This is a genomic window from Cryocola sp. 340MFSha3.1 (assembly GCF_000383315.1).
In the GTDB taxonomy this organism is placed as follows: Bacteria; Actinomycetota; Actinomycetes; order Actinomycetales; family Microbacteriaceae; genus Leifsonia.
In genome coordinates, this window is the sequence record NZ_KB911088.1 from 1,546,237 (window position 1) to 1,562,041 (window position 15,805).

General features: G+C 69.0%; 16 protein-coding genes. 7 read left to right on the forward strand and 9 right to left on the reverse strand.

The window, feature by feature from the left end; all coding sequences use genetic code 11:
• Window positions 1–5 precede the first annotated feature (5 nt).
• Together ctaD and H284_RS0118495 are read left to right on the forward strand one after the other, a co-directional pair.
• Entirely contained in the window at window positions 6–1,754 is a 1,749-nt protein-coding gene (gene ctaD, locus H284_RS0118490; RefSeq protein WP_018191345.1) for an aa3-type cytochrome oxidase subunit I, read from the forward strand.
• Window positions 1,755–1,757: 3 nt separating this feature from the next.
• Window positions 1,758–2,180 carry a cytochrome c oxidase subunit 4 gene (locus tag H284_RS0118495; protein ID WP_018191344.1) on the forward strand — a complete coding sequence of 141 codons (423 nt, stop codon included), beginning with the start codon at window positions 1,758–1,760 and terminating at the stop codon, window positions 2,178–2,180.
• A gap of 897 nt (window positions 2,181–3,077) precedes the next feature.
• On the opposite strand, the gene H284_RS0118500 is transcribed toward H284_RS0118495, so the two are convergent.
• From H284_RS0118500 to ctaE, 5 genes are all read right to left on the reverse strand, one after another.
• Window positions 3,078–3,893 carry a methyltransferase domain-containing protein gene (locus H284_RS0118500; protein WP_020077386.1) on the reverse strand — a complete coding sequence of 272 codons (816 nt, stop codon included), beginning with the start codon at window positions 3,891–3,893 and terminating at the stop codon, window positions 3,078–3,080.
• Window positions 3,894–3,987: 94 nt separating this feature from the next.
• Complete coding sequence (qcrB, locus tag H284_RS0118505; RefSeq protein ID WP_018191342.1) at window positions 3,988–5,604, reverse strand: cytochrome bc1 complex cytochrome b subunit; 1,617 nt, start codon at window positions 5,602–5,604, stop codon at window positions 3,988–3,990.
• The gene (qcrA, locus tag H284_RS0118510) at window positions 5,601–6,668 is read right to left on the reverse strand and encodes a cytochrome bc1 complex Rieske iron-sulfur subunit (protein ID WP_018191341.1); all 1,068 of its coding nucleotides are present in this window, start codon (window positions 6,666–6,668) and stop codon (window positions 5,601–5,603) included. Before qcrA ends, qcrB begins: the two co-directional genes overlap by 4 nt.
• 42 nt (window positions 6,669–6,710) lie before the next feature.
• On the reverse strand, window positions 6,711–7,550 hold the full coding sequence (qcrC, locus tag H284_RS0118515; RefSeq protein ID WP_018191340.1) for a cytochrome bc1 complex diheme cytochrome c subunit: 840 nt from the start codon (window positions 7,548–7,550) through the stop codon (window positions 6,711–6,713).
• A 23-nt stretch (window positions 7,551–7,573) separates the two neighbouring features.
• Window positions 7,574–8,218, reverse strand: coding sequence for an aa3-type cytochrome oxidase subunit III (ctaE, locus tag H284_RS0118520; RefSeq protein WP_026307206.1), 645 nt, complete (start codon window positions 8,216–8,218; stop codon window positions 7,574–7,576).
• A gap of 132 nt (window positions 8,219–8,350) precedes the next feature.
• Between ctaE and trpD the strand changes: the two genes are divergently transcribed.
• Genes trpD through dhaM form a run of 4 tightly spaced genes read left to right on the forward strand, consistent with a single transcriptional unit; the run spans window position 8,351 to window position 11,835 of the window.
• The gene (trpD, locus tag H284_RS0118525; RefSeq protein WP_018191338.1) at window positions 8,351–9,400 is read left to right on the forward strand and encodes an anthranilate phosphoribosyltransferase; all 1,050 of its coding nucleotides are present in this window, start codon (window positions 8,351–8,353) and stop codon (window positions 9,398–9,400) included.
• Window positions 9,401–9,440: 40 nt separating this feature from the next.
• Window positions 9,441–10,439 carry a dihydroxyacetone kinase subunit DhaK gene (gene dhaK / locus H284_RS0118530; protein ID WP_020077387.1) on the forward strand — a complete coding sequence of 333 codons (999 nt, stop codon included), beginning with the start codon at window positions 9,441–9,443 and terminating at the stop codon, window positions 10,437–10,439.
• 32 nt (window positions 10,440–10,471) lie between these two features.
• Window positions 10,472–11,113, forward strand: a complete 642-nt coding sequence (gene dhaL / locus H284_RS0118535) for a dihydroxyacetone kinase subunit DhaL (protein ID WP_020077388.1) — start codon at window positions 10,472–10,474, stop codon at window positions 11,111–11,113.
• The gene (gene dhaM, locus H284_RS0118540) at window positions 11,110–11,835 is read left to right on the forward strand and encodes a dihydroxyacetone kinase phosphoryl donor subunit DhaM (protein ID WP_018191335.1); all 726 of its coding nucleotides are present in this window, start codon (window positions 11,110–11,112) and stop codon (window positions 11,833–11,835) included. Before dhaL ends, dhaM begins: the two co-directional genes overlap by 4 nt.
• A gap of 62 nt (window positions 11,836–11,897) precedes the next feature.
• On the opposite strand, the gene H284_RS0118545 is transcribed toward dhaM, so the two are convergent.
• Window positions 11,898–12,434 carry a GNAT family N-acetyltransferase gene (locus tag H284_RS0118545; protein ID WP_020077389.1) on the reverse strand — a complete coding sequence of 179 codons (537 nt, stop codon included), beginning with the start codon at window positions 12,432–12,434 and terminating at the stop codon, window positions 11,898–11,900.
• A gap of 5 nt (window positions 12,435–12,439) precedes the next feature.
• Window positions 12,440–13,753, reverse strand: a complete 1,314-nt coding sequence (locus H284_RS0118550) for an aspartate aminotransferase type Ic (RefSeq protein WP_155885519.1) — start codon at window positions 13,751–13,753, stop codon at window positions 12,440–12,442.
• 108 nt (window positions 13,754–13,861) lie between these two features.
• On the opposite strand from H284_RS0118550, the gene H284_RS0118555 reads away from it, so the two are divergent.
• On the forward strand, window positions 13,862–14,461 hold the full coding sequence (locus tag H284_RS0118555; RefSeq protein WP_020077391.1) for a DUF1345 domain-containing protein: 600 nt from the start codon (window positions 13,862–13,864) through the stop codon (window positions 14,459–14,461).
• Window positions 14,462–14,467: 6 nt separating this feature from the next.
• Here H284_RS0118555 and H284_RS0118560 read toward each other — a convergent pair whose 3' ends face one another.
• Together H284_RS0118560 and H284_RS0118565 are read right to left on the reverse strand one after the other, a co-directional pair.
• Complete coding sequence (locus H284_RS0118560) at window positions 14,468–14,950, reverse strand: dihydrofolate reductase (protein WP_020077392.1); 483 nt, start codon at window positions 14,948–14,950, stop codon at window positions 14,468–14,470.
• Complete coding sequence (locus H284_RS0118565; protein WP_020077393.1) at window positions 14,947–15,753, reverse strand: thymidylate synthase; 807 nt, start codon at window positions 15,751–15,753, stop codon at window positions 14,947–14,949. Before H284_RS0118565 ends, H284_RS0118560 begins: the two co-directional genes overlap by 4 nt.
• Window positions 15,754–15,805: the final 52 nt, after the last annotated feature.

Sequence of the window (15,805 nt, forward strand, 5' to 3'; positions counted from 1 at the left end):
CACAGATGACGACGACAGCACCGGCACCGGGAGCGACCACCGCCCCCAAGCCAGCGCCCACGTTCCTCACCGCGAACGGTGTGGAGCGCAAGGGCAACATCCTCGTGAACTACATCACGTCGACGGACCACAAGACCATCGGGTACATGTACCTGGTCTCGTCGTTCGTGTACTTCCTCATCGGCGGCGTGATGGCGCTGATCATCCGTGCCCAGTTGTTCGAGCCGGGCCTGCAGGTGGTCGCCACCAAGGAGCAGTACAACCAGCTGTTCACCATGCACGGCACGATCATGCTGCTCATGTTCGCGACGCCGCTCTTCGCCGGTTTCGCCAACGTGCTCATGCCGCTGCAGATCGGCGCACCCGACGTGGCGTTCCCGCGTCTGAACGCGCTGGCGTACTGGTTCTACTCGTTCGGTTCGCTGATCGCGGTCGCCGGCTTCCTCACCCCGCAGGGCGCAGCGTCCTTCGGCTGGTTCGCCTACGCACCGCTCTCGAGCACGACGTTCTCGCCAGGAATCGGCGGCAATCTCTGGGTGCTCGGCCTCGGTCTGTCGGGCTTCGGCACCATCCTCGGCGCGGTGAACTTCATCACCACGATCATCACGATGCGTGCCCCGGGCATGACCATGTTCCGCATGCCGATCTTCACCTGGAACACCCTGGTGACGTCGATCCTCGTGCTGATGGCCTTCCCGGTGCTCGCCGCCGCCCTCTTCGCCCTCGCGGCCGACCGCGTGTTCGACGCGCACATCTACGACGCGGCGAACGGCGGAGCCCTGCTCTGGCAGCACTTGTTCTGGTTCTTCGGCCATCCCGAGGTGTACATCATCGCTCTGCCGTTCTTCGGCATCGTGTCCGAGATCTTCCCGGTGTTCAGCCGGAAGCCGATCTTCGGATACAAGACGCTGGTGTACGCGACGATCGCGATCGCCGCCCTGTCCGTGACGGTGTGGGCGCACCACATGTACGTCACCGGCTCGGTGCTGCTGCCGTGGTTCTCGCTGATGACGATGCTCATCGCCGTCCCGACCGGTGTGAAGATCTTCAACTGGATCGGCACGATGTGGCGCGGGTCGCTCACGTTCGAGTCGCCGATGCTCTGGTCGATCGGCTTCCTGATCACGTTCACCTTCGGTGGTCTGACCGGCGTCATCCTTGCGTCGCCGCCGCTCGACTTCCACGTGTCCGACACGTACTTCGTCGTCGCGCACTTCCACTACGTGGTCTTCGGAACGGTCGTGTTCGCCATGTTCGCCGGCTTCTACTTCTGGTGGCCCAAGTGGACGGGCAAGATGCTCAACGACCGGCTGGGCAAGTGGCACTTCTGGCTGCTGTTCATCGGCTTCCACACGACCTTCCTCATCCAGCACTGGCTGGGAGTCGTGGGCATGCCGCGCCGGTACGCCACCTACCTGCCGTCGGACGGCTTCACCTGGATGAACCAGGTCTCGTCGATCGGCGCCGGCATCCTGGCGATCTCGATGATCCCGTTCTTCGTGAACGTGTACCTGACCGCGCGCAACGCGCCCAAGGTCACGGTCAACGACCCGTGGGGCTACGGCCGTTCGCTCGAGTGGGCGACCAGCTGCCCGCCGCCGCGGCACAACTTCACGTCGATCCCGCGCATCCGTTCGGAGTCGCCGGCGTTCGACCTGAACCACCCCGAGGCGGGCATCCCGATCGGTGTGGGTCCCGCGAAGGACGCCCCCGACGCCCCTGTGCACGATGTCGCGAACGACGAGGTGAAGTAACCCATGCGCGCCAATGCCATCCTGTTCTGGATCCTGTCGATCTTCTTCCTGCTCTCGGCGGTCGTCTATACGCTGTGGAACCTGCTCGACCAGTCCCACCGCAACGTCGAGTGGGTCGGCACCATCGGCATGCTGCTCGGTGCGATCCTCGCCGCGTTCATCGCGTTCTATGTCGGCCGCTCCCACGCCTCGCAGGGCGGGGAGCTGCCGGAGGACCGTCTCGACGCGAACATCGACGACGGTGACCCCGAGCTGGGTCACTTCAGCCCGTGGAGCTGGTGGCCGGTCGCCCTCGCGTTCGGCGCGGGCCTGGTCGTCCTGGGCCTCGCCGTCGGTTTCTGGATCTGCTACATCGGCGTCGCCTTCGCCCTGGTCTGCATCGTCGGCTGGGTCTACGAGTACTACCGCGGCTACTTCGCGCGCTGAGCGCGCCGTCCGCGCCTGTTGAGGGCCGTCTCCCACGGGAGGCGGCCCTCGCTGCGTGTCCGAGCACGTTGTCTATGGGACGCAACACGCCGTTATCCCGCCGCTATAACGGCGTGTTGCGACCCCCGGATGACACGGACGTGGGCACTCGGCGTGTGTGGCGCGCACTCCTCGCGTGTGGGACGCAACACGCCGTTATCCCCCTGCCCAAACGGCGTGTTGCGACCCAGGGATGGCGCGGTCGCGGGCACTCAGCGTGTGTGGCACACTCCTCGCGTGTGGGACGCAACACGCCGTTACCCCCCTGCCCAAACGGCGTGTTGCGACCCAGGGATGGCGCGGTCGCGGGCACTCAGAGTGTGTGGCACACTCCTCGCGTGTGGGACGTGACACGCCGTTATCCCGCCGGCATAGCGGCGTGTCACGACCCAGGGATGACACGGACGTGGGCACTCAGCGTGTGTGACGCGCACTCCTCGCGCGCGGGACGCAACACGCCGTTATCCCGCCGGCATAACGGCGTGTTGCGACCCAGGGATGGCGCGGTCGTGGGCAACGAGGGTTGCGCCTCTAACTGGCGCTGCGCACGAGTGCGGCGTCGCGTCGTCCCGCCTGGCGCCCTGCGCACGTGAGACGCGAGTCGCAGTGTGGCCCGCGTTTGTCGCTCTGTGGGACGCAACACGCCGTTATCCCGCAGCCGTAACGGCGTGTTGCGACCCACGGATGATGTCCCGCGCGGGCTGGTCTCGTGCTCCGGCCGGGGCGGAGGTGGCCGCCGGGCGCGGCCTGCTCCACCCAGTGGACGCAACACGCCGTGGCTGCGACGCCCTGGACGGCGTGTTGCGTCCACCAGGTGCTGAGGACGGGGCCTTCAGGGTGAAGGCGAGGCAGGCGGCTTCAGCGGCGGGTGAAGCGGAGGACGTCGACGGAGACGCGCGTGGCGTCGACGTCGGCCGGAACGGCAGCGCCCGCGGCCGCATGACGGGCCGAAGGCCCCATGCCCGCCAGAGCCTCGCGCAAAGACGGCGCGAGCGCCAGGTCATATGCGACCGGTTCGCGCGCCAGAAGGGCGTACAGCGGCTCTGCGGCGGCGATCACGTCGTCCGCCTTATCGGAGGGGATGTCGAGCATGGTCCCCGCGGCGCGCAGCGAGCCGAGGTGGTCGGCGCGGGGGACCACCACCACGAGGGTTCCGCCGGAACGCAGGACGCGGTGGAACTCCGGGAGGTTGCGCGGGGCGAACACGTCGAGCACGGTGTCGGCCGTGTCCGAGCGCACGGGCAGCGGACGCCAGGTGTCGGCGACGAGGCCGTCCATCCGGTCCGAGGACCGCACGGCGCGAGCGACCGCCTGCGGGGACAGGTCCATGGCGAGCCCCAGGGCATCCGGCAGGGCCGACAGAGCCGCGCGGAGGTAGTGGCCGGTCCCGGCGCCCGCATCCAGCACGCGCGTCCCGACGGCAGAGGCCGCCACGGCGTCGGCGATGGGGGAGTAGGCGCCGCCTTCGAGCACCAGGTCGCGCGCATCCAGCATCTCGGCGGTGTCGCCCAGGTGTTTGGTGCCTCCGCCCAGAAGCGAGACGTAGCCGCGCTTGTTCACGTCGTGACGGTGCCCGTTGACACAACCGAGTGTGAGGCGGTCGACCGGCTCCAGGTCGGCCTCGCAGGCGGGGCAGCGCAGCCAGGTCGAGAGGCGGGACGGATCAGCGGACATCGGCAGCCCCTCGGTCAAGGAACGGGAACAACGGGCGGGAACACGAAAGCGCCGGCGCGAATGAACGCACCGGCGCTTCCGACGGAGGCGGGCCTCAGTGGTGGTCGTGACCCGACTCGAGCTCGTTCCGGGTCGGCGGAACGATGCGGTCCTCGAAGAACCAGCGGGACAGGCCAGCGCGCATGCGGTTCGCCGCCGTGATCTTGCCCCGACGGTTCGGACGCAGCATCAGCGGCTCGTAGGACTCGAACGACACCAGACGCCAGCGCTCGTAGTCGCTCAGCTGCTCGTGCACCTCGATGAACTCGCCACCGGGCAGCTTCACGATGCGGCCGCTCTCGTAGCCGTGGAGCGCGATCGAGCGGTCCTTCTTCTGCAGCGCCAGGCAGACGCGCTTCGTCACGACGTACGCGACGACAGGACCGACGAACAGCAGCGCCTGCAGGGTGTGGATGACACCCTCCATCGTCAGCTTGAAGTGCGTCGCGATGATGTCAGAGCTCGCCGCTGCCCAGAAGACCGCGTAGAACGTGACACCGGCAGCGCCGATGGCGGTGCGGGTGGCCGCGTTGCGCGGGCGGTCCAGGATGTGGTGCTCACGCTTGTCGCCGGTGATCCACGACTCGAGGAACGGGTAGATCATGACGGTCACGATGAACAGACCGAGGATCGCCACCGGGATGATGATGTTGAACGACCAGGTGCGGTCGAGCCACACGAACTCCCAGCCCGGCGGGACCAGACGCAGGGCGCCGTCCGCGAAGCCGATGTACCAGTCCGGCTGGGTACCGGCCGACACCGGGGAGGGGTCGTACGGGCCGTAGTTCCAGATCGGGTTGATCGTGAACAGCGAGGCCATCAGCACCAGGACACCGAAGACGATGAAGAAGAATCCACCGGCCTTCGCCGCGTACACCGGGAGGACCGGGTAGCCGACGACGTTGCCCTGGGTGCGACCGGGAGCCGCGTACTGCGTGTGCTTGTGGATGACCACGAACATCAGGTGCAGCGCGATGAACGCCACGACGAACGCGGGCAGAAGCAGGATGTGCAGCGTATAGAGGCGCCCGACGATCGCCGTGCCCGGGAACTCGCCGCCGAAGAGCAGGAACGAGATCCACGTTCCGACCACCGGAAGGCCCTTGATGAGGCCGTCGATGATGCGGAGGCCGTTGCCCGAGAGCAGGTCGTCCGGGAGCGAGTAGCCCGTGAAGCCCTCGGCCATCGCCAGGATGAACAGCACGAAGCCGATCACCCAGTTCAGCTCACGCGGCTTGCGGAACGCGCCCGTGAAGAAGATGCGGAGCATGTGCAGGCCGATGGACGCCACGAACAGCAGAGCCGCCCAGTGGTGGATCTGACGGACAAGCAGACCGCCGCGCACCTCGAACGAGATGTTCAGTGTGCTCTGCATCGCCGAGGACATCTCGATGCCCTTCAGCGGCACGTACGAGCCGTTGTAGGTGACCTCGGCCATCGACGCCTGGAAGAAGAACGTCAGGAACGTGCCGGACAGCAGGATGACGATGAAGCTGTAGAGCGCGACCTCACCGAGGAGGAACGACCAGTGGTCGGGGAAGATCTTGCGACCGAACTCCTTGACGGCCCCTGAGATGCTGGTGCGGTCTTCGAGGTAGTTCGCGGCTGCCGCCGTGAAGCCACCCTTCTTGGCCGTCGTCGTTGCCGCGGGTGCGGCGGTCGTGGTGCTCAATGGCGCTCCCAGAAGCTTGGGCCGACGGGCTCGGTGAAGTCGCTGCGGGCGACCAGGTAGCCATCGGCGTCGACGGTGATCGGCAGCTGCGGCAGCGGCCGCTTCGCCGGTCCGAAGATGACCTGCGCTTCGTGCGTGATGTCGAACTGCGACTGGTGGCACGGGCAGAGCAGGTGGTGGGTCTGCTGCTCGTAGAGCGCCACCGGGCACCCGACGTGCGTGCAGATCTTGGAGTAGGCGACGATGCCGTCGTAGTTCCAGTTCTCACGGCCCTTGGACACGTGCAGGTCCTCGGGCTTGAGGCGCATGAGGAGCACGGCCGCCTTGGCCTTCTCCTCCAGCATGTTCTCCGACTCGTTGAGGCCTTCCGGGATCACGTGGAACGCGCTCCCGAGGGTCACATCCGAGGCCTTGATCGGGGTTCCGGTTGGGTCGCGGGTGAGGCGGACCCCCTTCGCCCACATCGTGTTCGAGAGCAGCTCGACCGGGTCCTCGTTCTCGGGCGCGAGGCCGCGGAACAGGACGACGGCGGGCAGCGGGAACGCGATCAGCGCGCCGATGAGGCTGTTGCGCACGAGCGTGCGTCGGCTGAAGCCGGACTCCTCGTCGGCCTGGCGGAAGATCTCCGCGGCGCGCTCGGTGGTCGCCTCGCTGCCGCGCACCGGGTGGCGGAGGTCGACGCCCTCCTTCTCGTGCATGAGCGCCTTGCCCCAGTGGACGGCGCCGATGCCGATCGCGAGGAGCGCGAGCGCCCCTCCGATGCCGATGAACAGGTTGTTCAGGCGGACCGAGCCGGGGTCGCCGTCGACGATCGGGAAGGCGAGGTAGGCGGCGACCGCCCAGACCGAGCCCGCGATCGACAGGTAGAACAGCGTGTAGACGGTGCGCTCGGCGCGCCGTTCCTTCCGCGGGTCGAGGTCGGTGACGCGCGGGCGGTGAGGCGGGAAGCCGGGGTTCTCGACGGCGTCGCGGATGATCACCGCCGTCCCGGGGTCGCCGGTGCGGTGCGCCTCAGACGAACTGGCGGGCGTCAGCTCGCGACCGCCGTTCTCGTCCTGTGCCATTGCTCTCCTTCTTACGCTGTGGTTCGTGCCTGTGCGGGCCGACTAGTTGGACTTGGCCGTGATCCACACGGTGAGGGCGACGATGGCGCCCAGACCGAAGATCCAGAGGAACAGGCCCTCGGCGACCGGGCCGAGGTTGCCCAGCTCGAAGCCGCCCGGGGACGGGTTGTTCTGGATGTACTTCAGGTACGTGATGATGTCGGCCTTGCCCTGCGGCGTGATGTTCAGGTCGTTGAAGACCGGCATGTTCTGCGGGCCGGTGACCATGGCCTCGTAGATGTGCTCGGCGCTGACGCCGGTGAGCGGCGGGGCGTACTTGCCCTCGGTGAGCGCTCCACCCGCGCCGGCCACGTTGTGGCACATGGCGCAGTTGATGCGGAACAGCTCGGCGCCGTGGGCCGCGTCGCCCTTCCCGTCGAGGTACTTCTGCTCGGGGATGGACGGCCCGGGGGCGAGGGACGCGACGTAGTCGGCGAGTGCCTTGACCTGGTCGTCGGTGAACTGGACCGGCTTCTCCTGCGCCTGCGGGCCCTGCATCTGCATGGGCATGCGGCCGGTGCCGACCTGGAAGTCGACGGCGGCGGCGCCGACGCCGATCAGGCTCGGGGCCACCGAGCTGCCCTGGGCGTCGAGCCCGTGGCAGGTGGCGCAGTTGGCCTGGAAGAGCTTCTTGCCCTCGTCGACCGAGTTCTGGCTGGCGGCGGCCACCTGCGGCTCGTCGGCGGACGCGGTGGTCGTCGTGAACGCGGCGTACGCGCCGCCGGTCAGCCCGAGGCCGATCGCGAGCAGCGCGACGGTGGCCAGAGGGTGTCGACGGCCGGCCTTGCGGGCGGGCTTGCCCGTGCGAGGCTGGGTGGCCGGGCGGGGGTTTTTCGGACGCATGGGGTGAAGAACGCTCCTGTTTCCTATCGGATGATGTAGATGACCGCGAACAGTCCGATCCACACGACGTCGACGAAGTGCCAGTAGTACGAGACGACGATGGCGCTCGTCGCCTCCTTGTGGCCGAAGATCTTGACCGCGAACGCGCGGCCGATCACGAGGAGGAAGGCGATGAGGCCGCCCGTGACGTGGAGGGCGTGGAAGCCCGTCGTCAGGTAGAACGCCGATCCGTAGGCGTTGGAGCTGAGGGAGATGCCCTCGGAGACGAGGGTCGCGTACTCGAGCACCTGGCCGGAGACGAAGACCGCGCCCATGAGGTAGGTCAGCGTGAACCACTCGACCATGCCCCAGCGCCAGAACTGCAGCAGACCGCCCGTGCGGCGCGGCTGCATGCGCTCAGCGGCGAAGACGCCGAACTGGCAGGTGACCGAGCTGAGCACCAGGATCAGCGTGTTGGTCGCCGCGTACGGGATGTTGAGGTGCTGCGTCTCGGCGGCCCACAGATCGGGCGACGTCGACTTGAGGGTGAAGTAGATCGCGAAGAGCCCCGCGAAGAACATCACCTCCGAGCCGAGCCAGACGATCGTGCCGACGGCCACGACATTGGGCCGGTTGATCGCCGGCGCACTCGCTGAGGGAGAAATGGAGGTGCTCGTCACGTAACCCATTATGGCTGAAAAGAACCCTTGGTTTTCCCACCTGAGGGGCGTGAATCGACCGGATTTCCGGTTAGGACAGCCTTACCAGGCGTCCAGCGGCCGCTATCGCCGTGGCGTGTCGCCCGCCGATAGGATCGCTTCATGGTCCACACGCAGTCCTGGTCGTCCGTGCTGACGTCTCTCCTGGCGGGGGAGCACATGAGCGTGGCGGACGCAGCCTGGGCCATGGACCAGGTGATGACCGGCGAGGCGACCGACGCCCAGCTGGCGGCATTCCTCATCGCATTGCGCGCCAAGGGCGAGACGGTGGATGAGATCGTCGGGTTCCGCGACGCGATCCTGGACCACGCCGTGCCGCTGGTGGTGGATCCGATGGCGCTCGACATCGTCGGAACGGGCGGCGACCGCTTCGGCACCGTTAACGTGTCGACGACCGCGTCGATCGTCGCGGCGGCCGCCGGTGTCCCCGTCATCAAGCACGGGAACCGCGCCGCGAGCTCGTCGTCCGGCTCCTCGGATGTGCTGGCCGCCCTCGGCATCGACCTCACACTCCCCGCCGACCGCGTCGCCGAGGTGCTGAAGAAGGTCGGCATCACGTTCGCCTTCGCCAGCGCGTTCCACCCCGGGTTCGGCCACGCCGGTCCCGTCCGCGCCCAGCTGGGCGTCCCCACCGTCTTCAACTACCTCGGACCGCTGTGCAACCCGGCGCGCCCCGAGGCGTCCGCGGTCGGCGTCGCGACGCTCGACCGCATCCCGCTCATCGTCGGCGTGTTCCAGACCCGCGGCGCGACCGCGCTGGTCTTCCGCGGAGACGACGGGCTCGACGAGCTGTCGACCACCGGTCACAGCCACGTCTGGGAGGTCTCGAGAGGCCTCGTCACCGAGCACGACATCGACCCGCGCGATCTGGGCATCCCCCGCGCGCGGATCGACGACCTGCTCGGGAAGGACGCCGCGTACAACGCGGCGGTCGTGCGTGCCGTGCTCGCGGGCGAAGAAGGCCCCGTGCGCGACATCGTCCTGCTCAACGCGGCGGCCGGGCTCGTTTCCTTCGAGCTCGCGTCCGACCCGTCGAGGGTTCAGGAATCCATCCTGGATCGGTTCCGTTCGCAAATGGCGGTCGCTGCTCGAGCGATCGACTCCGGGGCTGCGGCCGCGAAGCTCGACGAGTGGGTGGCGGCGACGCACTGACAAAGTGGAGCATTCCACTGGAATGGAAGGAAGGGTTTCGATGAAGAAGCTCATCAACGACGTACCCGACGTCGTGGCCGAGTCCCTCGCGGGGTTCGGCCGGGCACACGCGGACATCGTCACGGTGTCCCAGGATCCGCGCTTCGTCTCCCGGGCCGATGGCCCGGTGCAGGGGAAAGTCGGCCTGGTCAGCGGCGGTGGCAGTGGTCACGAGCCCCTCCACGCCGGCTTCGTCGGCAAGGGGATGCTCGATGCCGCGGTGCCGGGCGAGGTGTTCACCTCGCCGACGCCCATGCCGATCGTGGAGGCCACCAAGGCCGCCGACGGCGGCGCCGGCGTGCTCCACATCGTCAAGAACTACACGGGCGACGTGCTCAACTTCGAGACGGCGGCCGACCTGGTGGCGGCGGAGGGCATCACGGTCCGCTCCGTGGTGACCAACGACGATGTCGCCGTGCAGGACTCCCTGTACACGGCGGGCCGGCGCGGTGTCGCGGGCACTGTCCTGGTCGAGAAGATCGCCGGAGCCGCCGCGGACCGCGGTGACGACCTCGACGGGGTCACGGCCATCGCGGAGCGCGTCAACGCGAATGTGCGCTCGATCGGCCTGGCATTGACCGACGGCACGGTGCCGCACGCCGGAGAGCCCGGTTTCGTGCTCCCGGAGGACGAGATCGAGTTCGGCGTGGGCATCCACGGCGAGCCGGGTCGCGAGCGCATCAAGCTGGAGCCGGCGGACCGCCTGGTCGACCGGATGATGGATGCGGTGCTCACCGACCTCTCGTTCGACGGCTCGCAGGTGCTGCTGTTCGTCAACGGCATGGGCGGCACGCCGCTGTCGGAGCTGTACATCCTGTTCCGGCGGGCGGCCGAGGTGCTCGACGAGCGCGGCATCACCCTCAGCCGCTCCCTCGTCGGCAACTACGTCACGTCGCTCGAGATGCAGGGCGCATCCATCTCGCTCCTCAAGCTGGACGACGAGCTGACGCAGCTGTGGGACGCCCCCGTCCACACCGCGGCTCTGCGCTGGGGCCTGTAGGAAGCCGGAACGACAACGAGGAGGAGGCGTCGATGACGCTGGACACGAACTGGGTGAGGCAGTGGATCGCCGCCGCGGCGGCATCCATCGGCGAGCACAAGCAGGAGCTGAACACTCTCGACCGGGAGATCGGCGACGGCGACCATGGCGAGAACATGGACCGCGGGCTGCACGCATCGGTCATCGCCCTGGAGAAGCTGCCGGACGACACCACGCCGAACGCGGCGCTGCGGTCGGTCGCCATGACCCTGATCTCGACGGTGGGGGGTGCGTCCGGTCCGCTCTACGGCACGGCGTTCCTGAAGGCGGCCGACCCCGTGGGCGACGCCGCCGCGATCGATGAGAAGGCGCTCGTCGCGGCCCTGGCGGCCGCGCGCGACGGCATTGTGTCCCGCGGAAAGGCCGAACCCGGCGACAAGACCATGATCGACGCATGGACGCCCGCGGTGGACGCCGCTGCGGCCGCCCAGGAGTCCGGGGCTTCGGCCGCGGGCATCCTGGCGGCTGCCGCGGAGGCCGCCGAGAAGGGCGCGGAGGCGACCGAGCCGCTCGTCGCCCGGAAGGGCCGCGCGAGCTACCTCGGCGAGCGGTCGGCCGGGCACCGCGACCCGGGCGCCCAGTCGACGGCGCTGCTGCTGCGCGCAGCGGCCCAGACCGCCGAGGCGGCCGGATGACCGGGAAGGTCGGCGTCGTCTTCGTCTCGCACAGCTCCCAGATCGCCGCGGGGATGGTGCAGCTCGCCGGTCAGATGGCGGGCTCGGTGCGGCTGGTCGCGGCGGGCGGAACCGACGACGACGGGATCGGCACCAGCTTCACGAAGGTGATGTCCGCCGTGTCGGAGGCCGACGGCGGCGATGGTGTCGTGGTGATCAGCGACCTCGGCTCTGCTCTGCTCACCGCGGAGACGGTGCTGGACATGCTCGACGAGGCGCAGCGGTCTCGCGTGCGGGTCGTGGACGTGCCGTTCGTCGAGGGCGGTGTCGCTGCGGCGGTCGCCGCGGAGTCCGGCGGGAGTCTCGACGAGGTCGTCGCTGCCGCGGAGGGTGCGGTGGATGCGTGGGCCGGGAGGTCCGGCGGCGAGCCGGCGGCCGCATCCACTCCGGCCGAAGCGGCCGAGCCAGTGGTAACCGAGACCGCCGGCCCGTACGAGCGCGAGGTGCTCGTGCGCAACCCGGAGGGGCTTCACGCCCGCCCTGCCGCGGAGTTCGTGAAGCTCGCGAACACCTTCCCGGTGAAGGTGACCGTCAACGGCAAGGACGCGAAGAGCCTCCTCGGCATCATGTCGCTCGGGCTCACCGCGGGCTCCACCGCGCGCATCTCGTCCGACGACCCCGACGGTCGCACCGCGGTGGACGCTCTCGCCGACCTCGTCGACACCGGCTTCGGCGAGGTCTGACCGCATCCACGCCATCAGCTCCTGAGTTTTTCGCCCGACACGCCGTCGGGAACGCGAAAAACTCAGGAGCCGGCGCTGGGGGACGTGGGGGAGTCGTCGGTCAGGGGGAGCTGCATCTCGCGCTCGTCGGCGGTGCGGTCGAGCGGATACGGCTGCGTGCGGCCGGTGAAGGTGAAGCCGCGGCGGAGGTACGAGCGGATGGCGGGCTCGTTGTCCTCGTGCACCTCCAGCAGCAGGCGGCTGCCGCGCCCGCGCGCCCAGTCGATCACCGCATCCAGCAGGGCGTCCGTCATGCCGTGGCCCCGGCCCCGCCACGCCGGCGACACGTACACGCCGACCAGGTACGGCTCCCGCGACGGCGCGGACTGGAATCCGCCCATGCTGCCGAGCCACCGGCCGTCATCCGCGACCGCGGCGAACAGCCGGCTCGTCGACGACGTGTTCGCCGCGCGCCTCCGCCAATGCTCGTCGGGGTGCGCGCGCGCCTGCTCGAGCGTCTCCAGGAACGCGATCGGCGCATCCTCGAGCATCTCGAACCGCAGCGCGCGGTACGCCTGCCAGTCGTCCTCCGTGCTGGCGCGGACCGTCCAGCCGGCCACGCTGGTCAGTCCCGCGCGGACAGCAGGGTCTCCGCCTCGGCGAGGAGGATCGCCGTGCAGAGCCCGTCGAGCGCGGCCGTCAGCTCGTCGAGCGGCGGGAACGTCGGGGCGATGCGGATGTTCGCGTCGCGCGGGTCGTCGCCGTACGGGAACGTCGCCCCGGCGGGCGTGACCGCGATCCCGGCCTCCTTGGCGAGCTGCACGGCGCGCTTCGCGGCGCCGTCGATCACGTCGAGGCTCACGAAGTACCCACCGCGCGGTGCCGTCCAGGTGCCGCCGCCCCACGGTGCGAGCCGCTCGCGGAAGGCCGCGTCGACGGCGGCGAACTTCGGCTCCAGGATGGCGCGGTGCTTCTCCATGTGCGCCGCCAGGCCGTCCGCATCGCGCAACAGCTCGGCATGCCGCAGCTGGTTGAGCTTGTCGGGGCCGATGCTCTGCGCCGACAGGTTGTGCCGCATCCACTCGATGTTCGCGGGGGAGGCGCCGAAGAACGAGACGCCCGCGCCCGGGTAGGTGACCTTGGAGGTGGAGGCGAACACGAGCGGGCGGTCCGGGTTGCCGGCCTCCGCGGCGAGGGCGAGCACGTCGATCGGCTCTGGACGTTCGTCGGTGAGGTGGTGGACGGCGTACGCGTTGTCCCAGATCAACCGGAAGTCGTCGGCGGCGGGCAGCGACACGAGCGCCCGCACGACCTCCTCCGAGTACACGGCGCCGGTCGGGTTCGAGTACACCGGGACGCAGAACATGCCGCGGATGCTGTCATCCGTCTCCAGCAGCGACGCGACCGCATCGATGTCCGGGCCGTTGTCGTCGGACGGCACCGGGATGAGCCGGATGCCGAGACGCTCGGCGATGGTGAAGTGCCGGTCGTAGCCCGGGACGGGTGCCAGGAAGCTGATCGGGCGGCCGGCCCACGGCAGCTCGCCGCCCGGAACGCCGTGCAGCAGGGCGAACATGACGGTGTCGTGCATGAGGGTCAGGCTGGAGTTGCCGAGCGCGAGCAGCTGCTCGACCGGCACGCGGAGCGCGTCCGCGAAGATCGCACGGAGCTCGGGCAGCCCCGCCGCGCCGCCGTAGTTGCGCAGGTCGGTGCCCGCCGCATCCCGATAGCGGCCATCGGGCAGGTGCAGCAGGTCGTTCGAGAGGTCCAGCTGCTCGGCCGACGGCTTGCCGCGCGTGAGGTCGAGCTTCAGGCCGGCGGCCTTCAGGTCGTCGTACGCGCGGGCGAACGCGGAGTGCGCCTCGCGGAGCGCGGCGGTGTCGAGGTCGGCCAGAGAGGAGGGCCGGAGAGCGGAGGCGGAGTGGGCTGCTGACGTCACGACATCGATCGTACCGGCGCTGCTTCCCGGCGCGCTCAGGCGGCGTGTGCGAACATCCGGAGTGTGACCGACGATCTGCACAAGGGCCGCGGCCGGACCCGCGCGAAGATGACGACCGCCGTCGCCGCCGGCGTCGTGGTCGCCGTGGCCGTCGGGCTGCTGAACGCCTGGCATTACGCGATCATCGCGGGCTGGGCGGCCGCCTGCATCGTCTACATCGCCTGGGTGTGGCTGTCGGTCTGGCGGCTCGACGGCACCTCCACGAAAGACCACGCCACCCTCGAGGATCCGGGCAGGCGGACCACCGATCTGGTGCTCCTCCTGGCGTCGCTGGCGAGCGTCGTCGCCGTCGTGTACATCCTGGTCGATGCGAAAACTCTCAAGGGCGGAGCTCAGCTCGGAGTCGCGCTGCTGGCCGTCGTCAGCGTCGCGCTCTCGTGGACGCTGGTGCACACCGTCTACGCGCTCCGGTACGCCCGCATCTTCTACCGCACCGGCGGCGGCATCGACTTCAACCAGAAGGAGCCGCCGCGCTACAGCGACTTCGCCTACCTGGCATTCACGCTCGGGATGACGTTCCAGGTCTCCGACACGAACATCCAGAACGCGTACATCCGGGCGACGGTGCTCCGGCACACCCTGCTGTCGTACCTGTTCGGGACGGTCATCGTCGCGGCGACGGTGAACCTGGTGGCCGGGCTGACCTGACGTGCTTCAGCGCGTGTAGGTGACGAAGCGGTACCGCATCCCGTTGGAGCCGGTGAGCCACTCGCCCGCGTCGACCGTCCAGCCGTCGCCGGGCTCGGGGGCGTACGTGTCTCCCGCGACGTCGAGGTCGATCTCGGTGACCTCCAGCCGGTCTGCCGTCGGAAGCGTCTGGCGGTACAGCTCGGCGCCGCCCATCACCCAGACGGTGGGGGCGTCTCCCGCGGAGGCGAGCGCCTCATCCACAGAATGCGCCACGATCGCGCCGGGGGCCTTCCAGTCGGCCTGCCGGGTGACCACGATGTTGTCGCGGCCGGGGAGGGGCCGGTAGCGCTCGGGCAGCGACTGCCAGGTGCGGCGGCCCATCACCACCGGATCGTCGCCGGTGAGCGCGCGGAAGTGCCGCAAGTCCTCGGTGAGGTGCCAGGGCATGACGCCGTCGACGCCGATCACCCGGTCGTGGGCCTGCGCCCAGATCAGTGCGATCGTCATACGGCGACGGCCGCGCGGATCGCCGGGTGGTGCTGGTAGTCCTCGACGACGAAGTCCTCGAACCGGTAGTCGAAGATGCTGTCGGGCGTGCGGGCGAAGCGCAAGGTGGGCGCGGGATAGGGATCGCGCGTGAGCTGCTCGGTGACCTGCTCGACGTGGTTGTCGTAGATGTGGACGTCTCCACCGGTCCAGACGAACTCACCGGGCTCGAGGCCGACCTGCTGGGCGACCATGAGCGTGAGGAGCGCGTAGCTGGCGATGTTGAACGGGACGCCGAGGAACATGTCCGCGCTGCGCTGATACAGCTGGCAGGAGAGCTTGCCGTCGGCGACGTAGAACTGGAAGAAGGCATGGCAGGGGGCGAGCGCCATGTTCGGAATGTCGGCCACGTTCCACGCCGACACGATGATGCGGCGGGAGTCCGGGTCGCTGCGCAGCGTGTCGATGACCTGCTGGATCTGGTCGATGTGCCGGCCGTCCGGGGCCGGCCAGGAGCGCCACTGCACCCCGTACACCGGGCCGAGCTCGCCGTCGGCGTCGGCCCACTCATCCCAGATCGTGACGCCGTTATCGCGCAGCCAGCCCACGTTGCTCTCGCCGCGCAGGAACCACAGCAGCTCGTACGCGATGGACTTGAAGTGGACGCGCTTGGTGGTGACAAGCGGGAAGCCGTCGGCGAGGTCGAACCGCAGCTGCCGGCCGAAGACGCTGCGCGTCCCCGTGCCCGTGCGGTCGGATTTGTGGGCGCCGTTCGTCAGCACGTCGCGCAGGAGGTCCTCGTACGGGGTCGCAATCTCGCTCACACCCCCGATGCTACTTCCCCCGCCCGCGCATCCCGGCCCGCCACCGCCGAGT

What these genes read in the sequence shown, in the direction of transcription:
- ctaD (WP_018191345.1), top strand. Translation starts at nt 6, where the DNA reads ATGACGACGACAGCACCGGCACCGGGAGCGACCACCGCCCCCAAGCCA.
- H284_RS0118495 (WP_018191344.1), top strand. Translation starts at nt 1,758, where the DNA reads ATGCGCGCCAATGCCATCCTGTTCTGGATCCTGTCGATCTTCTTCCTG.
- H284_RS0118500 (WP_020077386.1), bottom strand. Translation starts at nt 3,893, where the DNA reads ATGTCCGCTGATCCGTCCCGCCTCTCGACCTGGCTGCGCTGCCCCGCC.
- qcrA (WP_018191341.1), bottom strand. Translation starts at nt 6,668, where the DNA reads ATGGCACAGGACGAGAACGGCGGTCGCGAGCTGACGCCCGCCAGTTCG.
- qcrC (WP_018191340.1), bottom strand. Translation starts at nt 7,550, where the DNA reads ATGCGTCCGAAAAACCCCCGCCCGGCCACCCAGCCTCGCACGGGCAAG.
- ctaE (WP_026307206.1), bottom strand. Translation starts at nt 8,218, where the DNA reads ATGGGTTACGTGACGAGCACCTCCATTTCTCCCTCAGCGAGTGCGCCG.
- trpD (WP_018191338.1), top strand. Translation starts at nt 8,351, where the DNA reads ATGGTCCACACGCAGTCCTGGTCGTCCGTGCTGACGTCTCTCCTGGCG.
- dhaK (WP_020077387.1), top strand. Translation starts at nt 9,441, where the DNA reads ATGAAGAAGCTCATCAACGACGTACCCGACGTCGTGGCCGAGTCCCTC.
- dhaL (WP_020077388.1), top strand. Translation starts at nt 10,472, where the DNA reads ATGACGCTGGACACGAACTGGGTGAGGCAGTGGATCGCCGCCGCGGCG.
- dhaM (WP_018191335.1), top strand. Translation starts at nt 11,110, where the DNA reads ATGACCGGGAAGGTCGGCGTCGTCTTCGTCTCGCACAGCTCCCAGATC.
- H284_RS0118555 (WP_020077391.1), top strand. Translation starts at nt 13,862, where the DNA reads ATGACGACCGCCGTCGCCGCCGGCGTCGTGGTCGCCGTGGCCGTCGGG.
- H284_RS0118560 (WP_020077392.1), bottom strand. Translation starts at nt 14,950, where the DNA reads ATGACGATCGCACTGATCTGGGCGCAGGCCCACGACCGGGTGATCGGC.